16 protein-coding genes and 1 riboswitch are annotated in these 15,151 nt (G+C 55.8%); of the genes, 8 read left to right on the plus strand and 8 right to left on the minus strand.

Annotated elements, in window-relative coordinates; all coding sequences use genetic code 11:
• The first annotated feature begins 112 nt into the window (after positions 1-112).
• Together purH and purD are read left to right on the plus strand one after the other, a co-directional pair.
• A complete protein-coding gene (purH, locus tag HV352_RS22045; protein ID WP_049043237.1) occupies positions 113-1,702 on the plus strand; it encodes a bifunctional phosphoribosylaminoimidazolecarboxamide formyltransferase/IMP cyclohydrolase in 1,590 nt (529 codons plus the stop codon).
• Positions 1,703-1,717: 15 nt separating this feature from the next.
• Complete coding sequence (gene purD / locus HV352_RS22050) at positions 1,718-3,007, plus strand: phosphoribosylamine--glycine ligase (RefSeq protein WP_155574834.1); 1,290 nt, start codon at positions 1,718-1,720, stop codon at positions 3,005-3,007.
• Here purD and zraR read toward each other — a convergent pair.
• Entirely contained in the window at positions 3,004-4,329 is a 1,326-nt protein-coding gene (gene zraR, locus HV352_RS22055; protein WP_049043230.1) for a sigma-54-dependent response regulator transcription factor ZraR, read from the minus strand. The two genes, purD and zraR, sit on opposite strands and share 4 nt — an antisense overlap.
• Before the next feature lie 5 nt (positions 4,330-4,334).
• A complete protein-coding gene (zraS, locus tag HV352_RS22060) occupies positions 4,335-5,720 on the minus strand; it encodes a two-component system sensor histidine kinase ZraS (RefSeq protein ID WP_019078472.1) in 1,386 nt (461 codons plus the stop codon).
• Positions 5,721-5,985: 265 nt separating this feature from the next.
• Here zraS and zraP point away from each other — a divergent pair, with 265 nt between their 5' ends.
• On the plus strand, positions 5,986-6,426 hold the full coding sequence (zraP, locus tag HV352_RS22065; RefSeq protein WP_016155316.1) for a zinc resistance sensor/chaperone ZraP: 441 nt from the start codon (positions 5,986-5,988) through the stop codon (positions 6,424-6,426).
• Between the two features lie 59 nt (positions 6,427-6,485).
• Here the strand turns inward: zraP and HV352_RS22070 are convergent, their stop codons facing one another.
• The 6 genes from HV352_RS22070 to nudC form a co-directional block, all read right to left on the minus strand.
• Positions 6,486-7,178, minus strand: a complete 693-nt coding sequence (locus HV352_RS22070; RefSeq protein ID WP_047359007.1) for a DUF1481 domain-containing protein — start codon at positions 7,176-7,178, stop codon at positions 6,486-6,488.
• A gap of 11 nt (positions 7,179-7,189) precedes the next feature.
• Positions 7,190-7,462 carry a nucleoid-associated protein HU-alpha gene (hupA, locus tag HV352_RS22075; RefSeq protein ID WP_001044509.1) on the minus strand — a complete coding sequence of 91 codons (273 nt, stop codon included), beginning with the start codon at positions 7,460-7,462 and terminating at the stop codon, positions 7,190-7,192.
• A 186-nt stretch (positions 7,463-7,648) separates the two neighbouring features.
• Positions 7,649-8,239, minus strand: a complete 591-nt coding sequence (locus HV352_RS22080) for a YjaG family protein (RefSeq protein ID WP_003842015.1) — start codon at positions 8,237-8,239, stop codon at positions 7,649-7,651.
• Between the two features lie 33 nt (positions 8,240-8,272).
• Positions 8,273-8,953 carry a deoxyribonuclease V gene (gene nfi / locus HV352_RS22085; RefSeq protein WP_047416002.1) on the minus strand — a complete coding sequence of 227 codons (681 nt, stop codon included), beginning with the start codon at positions 8,951-8,953 and terminating at the stop codon, positions 8,273-8,275.
• A gap of 9 nt (positions 8,954-8,962) precedes the next feature.
• Positions 8,963-10,027, minus strand: coding sequence for a uroporphyrinogen decarboxylase (gene hemE / locus HV352_RS22090; protein ID WP_016157947.1), 1,065 nt, complete (start codon positions 10,025-10,027; stop codon positions 8,963-8,965).
• A 43-nt stretch (positions 10,028-10,070) separates the two neighbouring features.
• Positions 10,071-10,844: an NAD(+) diphosphatase gene (gene nudC / locus HV352_RS22095; RefSeq protein ID WP_016155312.1), complete on the minus strand. Its 774-nt coding sequence runs from the start codon at positions 10,842-10,844 to the stop codon at positions 10,071-10,073.
• Positions 10,845-10,940: 96 nt separating this feature from the next.
• Between nudC and HV352_RS22100 the strand changes: the two genes are divergently transcribed.
• The 5 genes from HV352_RS22100 (at position 10,941) to thiS (ending at position 15,150) form a co-directional block, all read left to right on the plus strand.
• Entirely contained in the window at positions 10,941-11,429 is a 489-nt protein-coding gene (locus HV352_RS22100; protein ID WP_016155311.1) for an Rsd/AlgQ family anti-sigma factor, read from the plus strand.
• 49 nt (positions 11,430-11,478) lie between these two features.
• Positions 11,479-11,601, plus strand: a riboswitch (TPP riboswitch).
• An 83-nt stretch (positions 11,602-11,684) separates the two neighbouring features.
• A complete protein-coding gene (gene thiC / locus HV352_RS22105; protein WP_016157946.1) occupies positions 11,685-13,583 on the plus strand; it encodes a phosphomethylpyrimidine synthase ThiC in 1,899 nt (632 codons plus the stop codon).
• Positions 13,583-14,218 carry a thiamine phosphate synthase gene (gene thiE, locus HV352_RS22110; RefSeq protein WP_181635089.1) on the plus strand — a complete coding sequence of 212 codons (636 nt, stop codon included), beginning with the start codon at positions 13,583-13,585 and terminating at the stop codon, positions 14,216-14,218. The genes thiC and thiE overlap by 1 nt, the downstream gene beginning before the upstream one ends.
• Positions 14,211-14,969, plus strand: a complete 759-nt coding sequence (locus HV352_RS22115; RefSeq protein WP_016155308.1) for a HesA/MoeB/ThiF family protein — start codon at positions 14,211-14,213, stop codon at positions 14,967-14,969. Before thiE ends, HV352_RS22115 begins: the two co-directional genes overlap by 8 nt.
• Positions 14,950-15,150, plus strand: a complete 201-nt coding sequence (gene thiS, locus HV352_RS22120) for a sulfur carrier protein ThiS (protein WP_016155307.1) — start codon at positions 14,950-14,952, stop codon at positions 15,148-15,150. Before HV352_RS22115 ends, thiS begins: the two co-directional genes overlap by 20 nt.
• Position 15,151: the final 1 nt, after the last annotated feature.

The raw sequence follows: 15,151 nt of genomic DNA on the forward strand, positions 1-15,151 counted from the left end.
TTCGTTACAATGCCCCCGCACAACAAGGATGCCCCGTAAGGGGCGTTAGCTGAGTTTTTAGCCAAGAATTCACCTAACGCTCTCTGTAATAGTCAAATCCAGGGGATTTACCATGCAACAACGTCGTCCAGTCCGCCGCGCTCTGCTCAGTGTTTCTGACAAGGCCGGTATCATCGAATTCGCTCAGGCACTTTCCGCACGCGGTGTGGAGCTGCTGTCTACAGGTGGCACTGCGCGCCTGTTGGCTGAGAAAGGCCTGCCAGTGACCGAAGTTTCCGATTACACCGGCTTCCCGGAAATGATGGATGGACGCGTAAAGACCCTGCATCCGAAAGTCCACGGCGGCATTCTTGGTCGTCGCGGTCAGGACGACGGGATTATGGAACAGCACGGCATCGCACCTATCGACATGGTGGTTGTTAATCTGTACCCGTTCGCCGATACCGTTGCCCGTGAAGGCTGCTCGCTGGAAGATGCGGTAGAAAACATTGATATCGGCGGCCCGACGATGGTGCGTTCCGCTGCCAAGAACCATAAAGATGTGGCTATCGTTGTGAAGAGCAGCGACTACGCCGCCATTATTAAAGAGATGGATGCCAACGACGGTTCTCTGACCCTCGACACGCGTTTCGACCTCGCGATTAAAGCCTTCGAACACACCGCCGCTTACGACAGCATGATCGCCAACTACTTCGGTAGCATGGTTCCGGCCTACCACGGCGAAAGCAAAGAAGCCGCTGGTCGCTTTCCACGTACACTGAACCTGAACTTCATTAAGAAGCAGGATATGCGCTACGGCGAGAACAGCCACCAACAGGCTGCCTTCTATATAGAAGAGAATGTTAAAGAAGCGTCCGTTGCCACCGCGCAGCAGGTACAGGGCAAAGCACTTTCCTACAACAACATCGCCGATACCGATGCGGCGCTGGAGTGCGTAAAAGAATTCAACGAGCCAGCCTGTGTGATCGTCAAACACGCTAACCCGTGCGGCGTGGCAGTCAGTACCTCTATTCTCGATGCTTACGACCGCGCCTATAAAACCGACCCGACCTCCGCGTTCGGCGGCATCATCGCCTTCAACCGCGAACTGGATGCCGAAACTGCTCAAGCCATCATTTCCCGTCAGTTCGTGGAAGTGATCATCGCGCCATCCGCAACCGAAGACGCACTGAAAATCACCGCCGCCAAACAGAACGTCCGCGTGCTGACCTGCGGTCAGTGGGCACAACGTGTGCCGGGCCTGGACTTCAAACGCGTTAACGGCGGTCTGCTGGTTCAGGATCGTGACCTGGGTATGGTGAGCGAAGGTGAACTGCGCGTAGTTTCCAAACGTCAGCCGACCGAACAGGAACTGCGCGATGCGCTGTTCTGCTGGAAAGTAGCTAAATTTGTAAAATCCAACGCCATTGTTTACGCCAAAGAGAACATGACTATCGGCATAGGCGCAGGCCAGATGAGCCGCGTATATTCCGCAAAAATCGCCGGGATTAAAGCCGCCGACGAAGGTCTGGAAGTTCAAGGTTCCTCTATGGCATCCGACGCTTTCTTCCCGTTCCGCGATGGGATTGATGCCGCCGCCGCCGCTGGTGTGACCTGCGTGATCCAGCCGGGCGGTTCTATCCGTGATGATGAAGTCATTGCTGCCGCCGACGAGCACGGCATAGCGATGGTGTTCACCGACATGCGCCACTTCCGCCATTAATCCACGGAGCAGACGATGAAAGTATTAGTGATTGGCAACGGGGGGCGCGAACACGCGCTGGCCTGGAAAGCGGCGCAGTCGCCAAAAGTCGAAACGGTATTTGTCGCACCAGGCAACGCGGGCACCGCGCTGGAACCTGCGCTGCAAAACGTGGCAATCGGCGTGACCGATATTCCGGCGCTGCTGAGCTTTGCCCAGAATGAGAAGATCGATCTGACCATCGTTGGCCCAGAAGCGCCTCTGGTAATTGGCGTGGTCGATGCGTTTCGCGCCGCCGGTCTGAAAATCTTCGGCCCAACCGAAGGTGCAGCGCAGTTGGAAGGCTCCAAAGCCTTCACCAAAGATTTCCTTGCCCGTCATAACATTCCAACGGCGGAGTATCAGAACTTCACCGAGATTGAGCCTGCGCTGGCCTATCTGCGTGAGAAAGGCGCGCCGATCGTTATCAAGGCCGACGGCCTGGCCGCCGGTAAAGGCGTTATCGTCGCGATGACGCTGGAGGAAGCCGAAGCCGCTGTTCATGACATGCTGGCAGGTAACGCTTTTGGCGATGCGGGCCACCGTATCGTTATCGAAGAGTTCCTCGACGGTGAAGAAGCGAGCTTTATCGTGATGGTTGACGGCGAGCACGTGCTGCCAATGGCCACCAGCCAGGACCACAAACGCGTGGGCAACGGCGATACCGGTCCGAATACCGGCGGTATGGGCGCTTACTCACCTGCACCGGTGGTGACTGGCGACGTTCATCAGCGCACCATGGAACGCATCATCTGGCCAACCGTAAAAGGCATGGCGGCGGAAGGGAACACTTACACCGGTTTCCTGTACGCGGGTCTGATGATCGACAAACAGGGCAACCCGAAGGTTATCGAGTTCAACTGCCGCTTCGGCGATCCGGAAACCCAGCCGATTATGCTGCGTATGAAATCGGATCTGGTGGAGCTGTGCCTTGCCGCCTGTGATGGCAAGCTGGATGAGAAAACCTCTGAGTGGGACGAACGCGCCTCTTTGGGCGTAGTGATTGCCGCAGGGGGTTATCCGGGCAACTACAATACTGGCGATGAGATCCACGGCCTGCCGCTGGAAGAAGTCGCTGACGGTAAAGTGTTCCACGCGGGCACCAAACTGTCCGCTGACGATCGCGTGCTGACCAACGGCGGTCGCGTCCTGTGCGCCACCGCGCTGGGCAACACCGTTGCCGAGGCGCAGCAGCGTGCCTACGCCCTGATGACCGACATCCGTTGGGACGGCAGCTTCAGCCGTAACGACATCGGCTGGCGCGCCATCGAACGTGAGCAAAACTAACGGCTGAGCTTAGCCAGCAGCGTTTTGCGCGTAATACCTAACTGACGGGCGGCTTCGGTTTTATTGCCGCCCGTTTTTTCCAGCGCCGCCAGAATCACTTCTTTTTCGACATCCACCAGCGGTTGGATCTCGCCACTGTATTCCGTTTTTATCGGTGTCGCGGCAATCGCCATCGGCAGCTCGCGTTCGGAAATATATTCCCCCGTTAGCAGCACCACCGAACGCTCAATCGCATTTTCCAGCTCACGGATATTACCCGGCCAGTCATAGTGGATCAGCAGATCCATCGCCTGCGGAGTAAAGCCCTTCACCGCTTTTCGGTTACGTGTGGCAAAACGCTGGAGAAAATGTTCGGCCAGCAGCGGAATATCTTCCCGGCGCTGGCACAGCGCAGGCATTTCAATAGTGATGACGTTCAGGCGATAGTAGAGATCCTGACGAAAGCGCCCGGCGTTCACTTCCTCCGCCAGATCGCGATGTGTGGCGGCGATCAGCCGGACATCAACCGCAATAGTCTGGTTGCTGCCAACCCGTTGCACTTCCCGCTCCTGGATTGCCCGCAGCAGACGCACCTGCATTAGCGGTGAGATATCGCCAATTTCATCAAGAAATAACGTGCCGCCTTCGGCTTCCACAAAGCGCCCTTCCCGCCGCTTATCCGCACCGGTAAACGCGCCTTTCTCGTGACCAAAAAGTTCGGACTCCAGCAGCGATTCATTAAGCGATGCACAGTTCAGCGTCACCAGCGGTTTATCACAGCGGGCACTGCTGGCATGCAGCGCCCGGGCCACCAGCTCTTTCCCCGTACCGGAGTCTCCGTGAATGAGCACCGTTGCATCCGAGGGCGCAACCATCGCGATTTCATTGATCAACTGCCGCATCGCCGGACTGCTGCCAATCATGCCAAACTGCGCAGCCGACCCTGACGGCAGTTCAGCGCCCGTTTCCCGCGTATGCGCCAGCGCCTTTTCCAGCGTCTCCTGCAGGCGATCAAAATCCAGCGGCTTGATTAAGTAGTCCAGCGCCCCGGTTTTCAGCGCCTCAACGGCGGTCTCCACGCTGGAGAACGCCGTCATGATCAATACCGGAATCGCCGAATTCAGCGCTTTAATCTCTTTCAGCGTTGCGATGCCGTCCATCTCCGCCATACGCACATCGCACAGCACTAAATCAAATACGCGTTCACGCACCTGTTCCAGTGCCGCTTGCCCGCTATAGGCCAGCGCGACCTCATAACCCCAGCCGCGCAGCAGCGCCTGTAAAATGGTGCAGTGGCTGATATCGTCATCTACCACCAGAATATTGATTTTTCCGCGCGTCATCCTTGTTAATCCTGTTGTTTCGCGTTGGTTGGCAGCCAGAGGGTAAAGGTTGCGCCTTTGCCCTCAACGCTTGCCACATGAATGGTACCACCGTGCTGTTCAATTATGTTCTGCACTACCGCCAGCCCAAGGCCGGTTCCATCCGCTTTAGTCGTGAAGTAAGGCGTAAAAATGGCCTCCAGCTGTTCCGCGGCAATCCCTTTCCCGCTATCAATAACCACGATTTTAACGCGATCGCCGCTGCTTTCACTCGCTTCAACCGTAATCGTGCCCTGACGACCAATCGCATGAATGGCGTTCAGATACAGATTCAACAGAACCTGAGTCAGTCGGTCGGGATCGGCCTGAATAGCGGGCAGCGTGGAACTGGCCGAAAAACGTAGCTGGATTTCCCGGCTTGCCGCATCCTGACTCACCAGGTTTAATGAGTGGGTGATGACCTCATTGAGATCCACCTGTTGCAGCGTCAGATGCGCAGGTTTCACCAGCTCCAGCAGTTCGCTCACCACCCGATTTAAACGGTCCGCCTCTTTCGCCATCACCTGTGCCAGCTCATGCGACTCGCCACCAGCCGGAGTTCGTTCGGCAAAATACTTCGCTAAACCTTTGATCGATGAAAGCGGGTTTCGAATCTCATGCGCGACCCCGGCAGCCAGATGCCCGAGCGCCATCAGTTTTTCTTTACGCTTCATCGCATCCTGCAGTTCTTTGTACGAGCGCTGATAGCGCTGATACCAGAAGAACGTCAGCACAGTGGCCAGCAGCACGGCCGCCAGCGCAGACAGGACAATCAGGGTGTTACGCCACTCTCTTGCCTGAGTCGCAGCCAGATCGCTGGCATCAAAAGCGATAAATATGGTTTGTGCGGGGGTAATAAGCTGTCCGTCATTGCTGGCACAGCGCGCCATGCCATGACGTCCTGAACCATACATAGGCTGAAACTGACGATAAATTTCCAGGACCGGTGTTTTTTCACCGTCCCCCGTAGGCATGTCAATATTCCGCCAGCTTTCTTGTTCCCCGGGGCTTAATTGCCGCAGGACATCCGGTGAATAGAGCGTTTTACCGACCATCGCGGAATTGCTATGAGTAATAATGACGCCATGATCGTCAACGACGGCAAACCATAGCACGCCTGGTTGTACGGCCATTTCCTCCAGCAGCGTCTGCTGTTGAGCATGATGCATGCGCATCCCCATACCTACGCGCGTACCAGACTCCAGAGCGCGGATGAGCACGCTGCCTTTTTCCAGTAGCGTTTGCCGCGCGGCACCGCTTTCCCGCCCATAGTCCCGAATGGTCATAATCGAAAACCAACCGACCAAAATCAGGATTGCCGCCAGCAAGAGTCGGCTCAACCACTTGGCCGCCGTGTCCTTATAAAGACGCATACGCTCTCCCTTTATCCCACCTGTTCCTTTCATCGTTGCAGGTATACAGCAGAAATCATGCCATTTTTTCTCCGTGATAACCCTGCCCTCAGACACAATCCGCTGAAAGTAGCGGGTAAAAATGACCCGCCGGCGCGTTCTGGCGAGTCATTTTTACTCGTCGCCCTGTGAAGGCCACGACTACAACCGCGCGCGGGAGCGGGATTGCCGCTTTGGCACGGAAGATGCAATAGGAAATGTAATCTAACCAACAGGAGAACGACCCATGAAACGGAACAACAAACTGGCGCTGATTGCACTCTCTCTTATCGCGTTGGGCTCTACCCCGGCGCTGGCGCAGAATCACTGGGGATATGGTGATGGAATGCAGCAACGAGGCGGTACGCCAATGACCACTGAGCAGCAGGCTACCGCGCAGAAAATCTATGATGATTACTACTCGCAGACCAACGCCTTGCGCCAACAGCTGACCTCTAAACGTTATGAGTACAACGCGTTGCTAACAGCCAGCTCGCCAGACACAGCAAAAATTAATGCCGTGGCAAAGGAGATGGAGGCGTTGAATCAGTCACTGGATGAGCAGCGCGTTAAACGCGATGTCGCAATGGCCCAGGCAGGCGTACCTCGCGGAGCGGGAATGGGCTACGGCGGGTGCGGCGGTGGCGGTAACCATCGCGGCGGCCATATGGGAATGGGCCACTGGTAAACGGTTTTTGCCGGATGGCGGCCTCACCTTATCTGGCCCGATGTCCTGGCATCAGGTTTTCAGAAGGTTTTGGCAGTAGGCTGCCAGTGACAAAAATCTTCATTAGCGACCAGCAGTAGCTGCGACCCTTCGGGCGCTTCCAGCCATGCCACACTCACTTCTACAGATGAATGGCTCTGGCGGCGCTCAATGTGGTTTATCGCCCACGATTCCAGATCGGGCTTCAGTGTTTCACCTTCACAGGTCGTGACTGTGTTATTCGCATGCCAGCGTCCCTGACGCAATATCACCCGTCCCTGACGCAACGCATCGCTGGTCTGGCGGATTTGATCGGCACGATAGCGGTAAAGCGCAATTTGATCGCTGGAAAGCTGCTGCTTTTGCCCATCGACTTCACGCTGCATGAAACTCAGTTCGCCCCGGTCATCAAAGCGTATACGGACATGTTCCGGTGGTTTACTGTAAGTGTTGAGTTCTATCAGCGAGAGCGAATCACCCTGCCAGCGGTATTCACTGGTGGTGGTATCGCCTTTACGCCACGGACTAAATACCGAGAGCAAGTGAACATCGTCGCTGGAATCTTTACGCCAAATGCGTACCGCCCCCTGATCGCCAACATAGCCGCTGGCCGTGAATGGAGGAAGCTCAGAGTGGCGACTACAGGCAGACAGTAACAGCACACCTGAAAGCCAAAGCGAATGACGCCAGATGGACAAAAGGGGCGAAACCGCCCCTTCGATAAAACTGTTCACTGCCACGCGAATTACTTAACCGCGTCTTTCAGTGCTTTACCAGAAACAAATGCCGGTACGTTAGCTGCGGCAATTTTGATTTCTTTACCGGTCTGCGGGTTGCGGCCAGTGCGCTCAGCACGGTGGTTCACTTTGAAGGTACCGAAACCAACCAGTTGTACAGCATCGCCTTCTTTCAGAGACTCAGTAATAGCAGCCAGAGTGGATTCCAGAGCAGCTTTAGCCTGTGTTTTAGACAGTTCTGCTTTGTCTGCAATTACATCAATCAGTTGAGTCTTGTTCATAAGTTATCCTTACAATGTGTTTATCGCTTGCTAAGCATCGAGTGCGACGGAAATGCCAGAAAAGCACTCTCCTGCATACACGCACCGATAGCCACTTTTTTTCGCCCCCCAAATGTAGACCAGACCGGGGGCGGATGGGAAGCCTTCAGGCACGACAAATCAGGCGTTAAATCACGTTTTATGGTGTCATTGCTGAAAATTTATACCAATATTGCTCTCGCCAGCCTCGCGCAGGTCTGCACGAAGCCCTTTTATCAGCTCAATATCGCGTTCTTCACAGTCGGCTAAAAGTCGGAAAATTTCCCACTGAATATCCCATTCTTGCTCAACGGCCGGGTTCTCTTTGAGCTCTTCATCGGTCATTTCGCGACCAGCCTGGGTCATTTCCAGCATCGCCACCGTCGTAATCGAAGCCTTACTAACCTCAATTGCATGTTCCAGCGTTTCACCGCTAAGACGCGAATGCATCAGTTCGCTTAATGCCACACAGGCATCAATCGCCGGATAAACGCCGTACAAATCGTAATCGTCTGCTGAAGGAATAGCCTCTTCAAATTTTTCCAACTGGCTATCGAAATTGATTTTCGCGTCTTTAACCGTCAGCGCTTCCCAAATCAAATCCAGAATTCGGCGGTAAATTTGTCCATCGCCAAATTCGGTTTGCTTACAGAACATGGCGTAGTTGGGGTACATGCGTTCGCACAGACAGGCCATAAACGTGACGTGCTGCCAGCTTTCAAGCTTCTCCAGACGCAGGTGAATCGGATTTTGTAACATGATGAGTTCTCAAATACGGAAATTAGCGGCAGTTTACCCGATATGGGGCGTTTTTGCTGCAAGCCGCGTAAAAGCAGGGCGTTCGGATGCCACCGCATCTGCCCAGCGTGTTGGTTCCGGCAGACGATAGCCGTTCATACAGCGTTGTACCCACGCTAACGCGCTGTCCTGGCTCACGCGATGACCCGTAGAGATAAACAGCGGGTTACAGCGTGCTTTGCTGCGCCAAACCCATGCCAGCTGTTCGCCTTTATCCAACAACGGCGCTAACGCTCCGGGTTCGGCGGCGAGCGGCTCAAACTTGCCGCACAACCGTTTTTTCGCCACGCCAATCGTCGGGACATCCACCAGCAGGCCAAAATGGCTGGCCACGCCCAGACGGCGAGGGTGAGAAATCCCGTGACCGTCAACGAATAGCAGATCAGGCTTGTGCGAAAGCTGCTGCCAGGCGGCCATCAGCGCGGGTGTTTCGCGAAAGGAGAGAAAGCCAGGAATGTAGGGCATGGTGGTGGCGATTCGCGCCACCTTGTATTCAACCAGTTCCAGCGAGGGGTACTTCAGTAAGACCATCGCGGCTCGCGTCACTTCGCCCCCCTGCTCGAACCCAACGTCCGCCCCGCCGATCAGATCCGGCGGATCGCTCCTCAGGCGATCCTCGCGGATCACTGAAGAGGCCAGTTCAAGCTGCTGTGCGCGTAATGACGCAAGATCCATAATGACTCCTTAGCGGTGATACTGTTCCGACAACCGATGTACCGCCTCCACGAAGACACCCGCATGCTCTGGCGGGACATCCTGATGAATGCCGTGGCCCAGGTTAAAGACATGGCCTTCACCCTGACCAAAACCGGCCAGAATCGTCGTCACCTCTTCTTCGATGCGGGCTGGCGGCGCATACAGCATGGACGGATCCATATTGCCCTGCAGTGCCACTTTATGACCTACACGACGACGCGCATCGGCAATGTCAGTGGTCCAGTCCAGACCTAACGCATCACAGCCGGTTTCCGCCATCGCTTCCAGCCACTGACCACCGCCTTTGGTGAACAGCGTCACCGGTACGCGACGACCTTCGTTCTCGCGCATCAGGCCGTCGACGATTTTGTGCATGTAGTACAGGGAGAACTGCTGATAGTCGCGACCGGTCAGCACACCGCCCCAGGTGTCGAAAATCATTACCGACTGCGCGCCCGCTTTGATCTGCGCGTTCAGGTACAGAGTGACGCTCTTCGCCAGCTTATCAAGCAGCAGATGCAGCGCCTTTGGATCGGCGTACATCATCTTTTTAATCACGGTGAAGGCCTTACTACTGCCGCCTTCGACCATATAGGTAGCCAGTGTCCACGGGCTACCAGAGAAGCCGATCAGCGGCACTTCGCCTTTCAGTTCACGGCGGATAGTGCGCACCGCATTCATCACATAACCCAGTCCATCTTCCGGGTCCGGGATCGGCAGTTTGTCGACGTCAGCCTTGCTGACGATCGGTGAGGTAAAGCGTGGGCCCTCTCCTGCTTCAAAATACAGCCCAAGTCCCATCGCATCGGGAATCGTCAGGATATCCGAAAAGAGGATCGCCGCATCAAGCTTATAGCGACGCAGCGGCTGCAGCGTGACTTCGCAGGCCAGCTCGGCATTTTTGCACAGCGCCATAAAATCGCCCGCTTCGGCGCGCGTGGCTTTATATTCCGGTAGATAGCGGCCCGCCTGGCGCATCATCCATACCGGAGTGACATCAACGGGCTGGCGCAGCAGCGCACGCAGATAACGATCGTTCTTCAGTTCGGTCATTTTTCCATTCCTTGAGCTATTTCACGCCAGTGTAACATGTGTGTCACTCATACTCTGCTCGGCAGAGGGCGACGGTATCTTCAATCAATCGACGCGCGACGGTGCCCGGCGGGGGCAGGAGCGGTAAATCGTCGTAGCGATACCAGTTCGCTTCCAGCAGTTCTTTCGGGTCAATAACAATTTCGCCGCTATCATACTCTGCCATAAATGCGGTCATCAAAGACTGTGGGAACGGCCACGGCTGAGAAGTGACGTAGCGCAGGTTTTTCACCTTAATGCCGCTCTCTTCCATGACTTCGCGCGCCACCGCCTGCTCGAGGGTCTCGCCCACTTCGACAAAACCCGCCAGCACGGTATGCACGCCGTTACGATGGCGAACATGTTGGGCAAGCAGGATAGCGTCGTCACGGCGAATAGCGACGATAATGCAGGGGGCAATTTGCGGGTAGTAGCGTTCTCGACAGTGGCTACACAGCATCGCCCATTCCGTTTTACTCGGGTGCATGGGATGACCGCAGTAACCGCAGAATTTATGTGAGCGGTAGAACTCGGCCAGTTGTACGCCGCGTCCGGCCAGTTGAAACAGGCCAACATCCTGGTCAATGACCTGGCGCACAGACCCCATATCGTGCCGACGCTGCTGCTGCACCAGCCAGACCGTCTCCCCTTCCCATTCGCCTATAGGAAGTGCGCGCTGCCCGGTTAGATCAAAACTTGCTGCGTCGCCGTAAGGCAGTTCGCCATGAGGCAACCATAACTTTTGCTCATGACTGACAATCCACCAGCCGCTATCTAATTTTTCAATTATACGATCCATATCTCTTGCGCAACCTTTGCTTCACAGGCATGTTGTTTACATTATTTTTACATTTACGGGTGAGCCGTTCCTAAACACCATCTTGCGGAGTCAATCATGCTAAACCAGCTGGAAAGCCTGACGGAGCACGTCGGAGGAAGTAACAAACTGGTTGATCGCTGGCTACATGTACGTAAGCACCTGCTCGTGGCTTACTACAATCTGGTTGGCATTAAGCCAGGCAAAGAATCGTACATGCGGCTCAATGAAAAGGCGCTGGATGATTTTTGCCAGAGCCTGGTCGATTACCTTTCCACCGGACACTTCAGTATTTATGAACGTATTCTCCATAAATTGGAAGGGAACGGGCAGCTTTTAAAAGCCACAAAAATTTGGCCGCTCCTGGAAGCCAATACGCAACTGATCATGGACTACTATGATTCCAGTCTGGAGACCGCCATTGATCACGATAACTTCCTTGAATTTCAACAGGCCTTATCGGATATCGGCGAGGCGCTGGAAGCCCGGTTCGTGCTGGAAGATAAGCTGATCATGCTGGTTTTTGATGCGATGCACGAGAGTGGCATGATCAAACGTCCTGCTTGAGATTTGCGACATTAACGCGTAATTTACATTCATTACCTCTTTTTGAGGTTACTTCTTGTCGGAGTGCTTATTTTCCACAGCAGCATGAGTGGAAAAGGCTGAGACCGTTAATTCGGGATCCGCGGAACCTGATCAGGTTAAAACCTGCGAAGGGAACAAGAGTCAATCTACAACCGTATCGCCCTTTGGCGTTCGTCTCTCTTGCTTCATCCGTCGTCTGACAAGCCATATCCTTACTTTTATTTGGAATGAGCTATGTCTGCCACTACTAAACCATCACGCCGCGAACAGCGCGCCCAAGCCCAACACTTTATCGACACGCTGGAAGGTACCGCCTTTCCTAACTCAAAACGCATCTACATCACCGGTTCGCAGGCGGATATTCGCATCCCGATGCGCGAAATCCAGCTAAGTCCTACGCTGATTGGTGGTACGAAAGACAACCCGCAGTTTGAAGAGAACGAAGCCGTGCCGGTGTACGACACCTCCGGGCCGTACGGCGATCCTGATGTGGCGATTAACGTTCAGCAGGGTCTGGCGAAACTGCGCCAGCCGTGGATTGCGGCGCGTAATGATAGCGAAGAATTAGACGACCGTAGCTCCGCTTATACCAAAGAACGTCTGGCCGACGATGGCCTGGACGAGCTGCGTTTCAGCGGCCTGCTGACGCCAAAACGCGCCAAAGCCGGCAAGCGCGTTACCCAGTTGCACTATGCCCGTCAGGGGATGGTTACCCCGGAGATGGAATTTATCGCCATCCGTGAAAACATGGGCCGCGAGCGCATTCGTAGTGAAGTGCTGCGCCATCAGCATCCAGGGATGAACTTTGGCGCTCGCCTGCCGGAAAACATCACCCCGGAATTCGTGCGTGATGAAGTCGCTGCGGGCCGCGCGATTATTCCTGCCAACATCAACCACCCGGAATCCGAGCCGATGATCATCGGCCGCAACTTCCTGGTGAAGGTGAACGCCAACATCGGTAACTCGGCGGTGACCTCCTCCATTGAAGAAGAGGTGGAGAAGCTGGTGTGGTCGACCCGCTGGGGCGCAGATACGGTGATGGACCTCTCCACCGGCCGCTATATTCACGAAACCCGCGAGTGGATCCTGCGTAACAGCCCGGTGCCGATCGGTACCGTACCGATCTACCAGGCGCTGGAGAAGGTTAACGGGATCGCTGAAGATCTCACCTGGGAAGCCTTCCGCGACACGCTGCTCGAACAAGCCGAACAGGGCGTCGACTACTTCACCATTCACGCGGGCGTACTGCTGCGCTACGTGCCGATGACCGCCAAACGCCTGACAGGTATTGTCTCGCGCGGCGGTTCGATCATGGCGAAATGGTGTCTCTCTCATCACAAAGAGAACTTCCTGTTTGAACATTTCCGCGAGATTTGCGAAATCTGTGCCGCCTATGACGTTTCGCTCTCTCTCGGCGACGGCCTGCGTCCAGGCTCGATTCAGGATGCCAACGACGAGGCGCAGTTCTCCGAGCTGCATACGCTGGGCGAACTGACCAAAATCGCCTGGGAATACGACGTGCAGGTGATGATTGAAGGCCCGGGTCATGTGCCGATGCATATGATCCAGCGCAATATGACCGAAGAGCTGGAGCACTGCCATGAAGCGCCGTTCTACACCTTAGGGCCGTTGACGACAGATATCGCGCCGGGCTATGACCACTTCACCTCCGGCATTGGTGCGGCGATGATCGGCTGGTTTGGCTGTGCGATGCTGTGCTACGTCACGCCAAAAGAGCACCTTGGCCTGCCGAACAAAGAAGACGTGAAGCAAGGGCTGATTACCTACAAGATTGCCGCCCATGCCGCTGATTTAGCCAAAGGCCATCCGGGAGCGCAGATCCGCGATAACGCCATGTCGAAAGCGCGCTTCGAATTCCGCTGGGAAGACCAGTTTAACCTCGCACTCGACCCATTCACCGCCCGCGCCTATCACGATGAAACCCTGCCACAGGAGTCCGGCAAGGTTGCCCACTTCTGCTCCATGTGCGGGCCGAAGTTCTGCTCGATGAAAATCAGCCAGGAGGTCCGCGACTACGCCGCCGCACAAACCATTGAAATCGGAATGGCGGATATGTCGGAGAACTTCCTCGCCAAAGGCGGCGAAATCTACCTCAAAAAAGAGGAGGCGTGATGTACCAGCCTGATTTCCCGACCGTGCCGTTCCGCCTCGGGCTTTACCCGGTGGTAGACAGCGTTGAATGGATTGAACGCTTGCTGCAGGCTGGTGTGCGCACGATCCAACTGCGCATTAAAGATAAACGTGATGAAGAGGTCGAAGCCGACGTCATTGCCGCCATTGAGCTGGGGCGTCGCTATGATGCTCGCCTGTTTATCAACGATTACTGGAGTCTGGCAATTAAGCACAACGCGTACGGCGTGCATTTGGGCCAGGAAGACCTCGAAACCACCGACCTGAAGGCGATTCAGGCGGCGGGGCTACGCCTGGGTGTTTCCACTCACGATGATATGGAGATAGACGTAGCGCTGGCTGCTAAGCCTTCTTATATCGCGCTGGGTCATGTCTTCCCGACGCAAACCAAGCAGATGCCGTCGGCCCCGCAGGGTCTCACGCAGTTGGCAAGCCATAGTAAACGACTGGCGGATTACCCTACTGTCGCTATCGGCGGCATCAGCCTTGAGCGCGCCCCAGCGGTGCTGGCGACCGGCGTTGGCAGCATTGCCGTGGTCAGCGCCATAACCCACGCCGCAGACTGGGAGGCAGCCACAGCGCAGCTACTGGACATTGCGGGAGCCGGCGATGAATGACCGCGATTTTATGCGCTACAGCCGCCAGATCCTGCTCGGCGACATTGCCATTGAGGGCCAACAAAAGCTGCTCGATAGCCATGTGCTGATCGTCGGTTTAGGTGGACTCGGCTCGCCTGCGGCACTGTATCTGGCGGGAGCGGGCGTCGGCACGCTGACGTTGGCGGACGATGATGACGTTCACCTGAGCAACCTGCAACGGCAAATATTGTTCACCACCGATGATATCGCCCGCCCGAAAGCACAGGCGGCAAAGCGACATCTGGCACGCCTTAATCCGGACAGCGAGCTGGTCGTCCTTGAGCAGCGGCTGACCGGTGAGGCGCTCCGGCATGCGGTAGCGCGTGCCGACGTGGTGCTCGACTGTACCGACAACATGGCGACGCGCCAGGAAATTAACGCCGCCTGCGTGATGCTCAACACTCCGCTCATCACCGCCAGCGCTGTGGGCTTTGGCGGCCAGCTAATGGTACTGACGCCACCGTGGGAACAAGGCTGTTACCGTTGCCTGTGGCCGGATGATGTAGAGCCGGAACGCAACTGCCGCACCGCCGGCATCGTCGGCCCGGTTGTGGGCGTGATGGGCACCTTGCAGGCGCTGGAGGCGATTAAATTACTCAGCGGCATTGAAACTCCCAATGGAGAGCTACGCCTGTTCGACGGTAAAACCAGCCAGTGGCGCAGCCTCGCGCTGCGTCGTGCCAGCGGCTGCCCGGTCTGCGGAGGACAACATGCAGATTCAGTTCAATGATGAGCCGATGCAGTGCGCCGAGGGACAAACCGTCAGCGGGCTGCTCACTGCGCTAAATCAACTTAAACCGGGAGCGGCGCTGGCGCTCAATCAGCAGATCCTGCCGCGCGAGCAGTGGGAGCAGCAAATCGTGCAGGAAGGCGACCAGATCCTGCTTTTTCAGGTTATTGCAGGGGGTTGAT

This window comes from Citrobacter sp. RHBSTW-01044, from assembly GCF_013781945.1.
GTDB lineage: Bacteria > Pseudomonadota > Gammaproteobacteria > Enterobacterales > Enterobacteriaceae > Citrobacter > Citrobacter braakii.

Excerpts from the sequence above, each read along its gene's own strand:
- zraS (WP_019078472.1), bottom strand. The coding sequence starts at position 5,720 with ATGCGTCTTTATAAGGACACGGCGGCCAAGTGGTTGAGCCGACTCTTG.
- HV352_RS22100 (WP_016155311.1), top strand. The coding sequence starts at position 10,941 with ATGCTAAACCAGCTGGAAAGCCTGACGGAGCACGTCGGAGGAAGTAAC.
- HV352_RS22080 (WP_003842015.1), bottom strand. The coding sequence starts at position 8,239 with ATGTTACAAAATCCGATTCACCTGCGTCTGGAGAAGCTTGAAAGCTGG.
- thiE (WP_181635089.1), top strand. The coding sequence starts at position 13,583 with ATGTACCAGCCTGATTTCCCGACCGTGCCGTTCCGCCTCGGGCTTTAC.
- zraR (WP_049043230.1), bottom strand. The coding sequence starts at position 4,329 with ATGACGCGCGGAAAAATCAATATTCTGGTGGTAGATGACGATATCAGC.
- nudC (WP_016155312.1), bottom strand. The coding sequence starts at position 10,844 with ATGGATCGTATAATTGAAAAATTAGATAGCGGCTGGTGGATTGTCAGT.
- hupA (WP_001044509.1), bottom strand. The coding sequence starts at position 7,462 with ATGAACAAGACTCAACTGATTGATGTAATTGCAGACAAAGCAGAACTG.
- nfi (WP_047416002.1), bottom strand. The coding sequence starts at position 8,953 with ATGGATCTTGCGTCATTACGCGCACAGCAGCTTGAACTGGCCTCTTCA.
- HV352_RS22115 (WP_016155308.1), top strand. The coding sequence starts at position 14,211 with ATGAATGACCGCGATTTTATGCGCTACAGCCGCCAGATCCTGCTCGGC.
- zraP (WP_016155316.1), top strand. The coding sequence starts at position 5,986 with ATGAAACGGAACAACAAACTGGCGCTGATTGCACTCTCTCTTATCGCG.
- hemE (WP_016157947.1), bottom strand. The coding sequence starts at position 10,027 with ATGACCGAACTGAAGAACGATCGTTATCTGCGTGCGCTGCTGCGCCAG.
- purH (WP_049043237.1), top strand. The coding sequence starts at position 113 with ATGCAACAACGTCGTCCAGTCCGCCGCGCTCTGCTCAGTGTTTCTGAC.
- purD (WP_155574834.1), top strand. The coding sequence starts at position 1,718 with ATGAAAGTATTAGTGATTGGCAACGGGGGGCGCGAACACGCGCTGGCC.
- thiC (WP_016157946.1), top strand. The coding sequence starts at position 11,685 with ATGTCTGCCACTACTAAACCATCACGCCGCGAACAGCGCGCCCAAGCC.
- thiS (WP_016155307.1), top strand. The coding sequence starts at position 14,950 with ATGCAGATTCAGTTCAATGATGAGCCGATGCAGTGCGCCGAGGGACAA.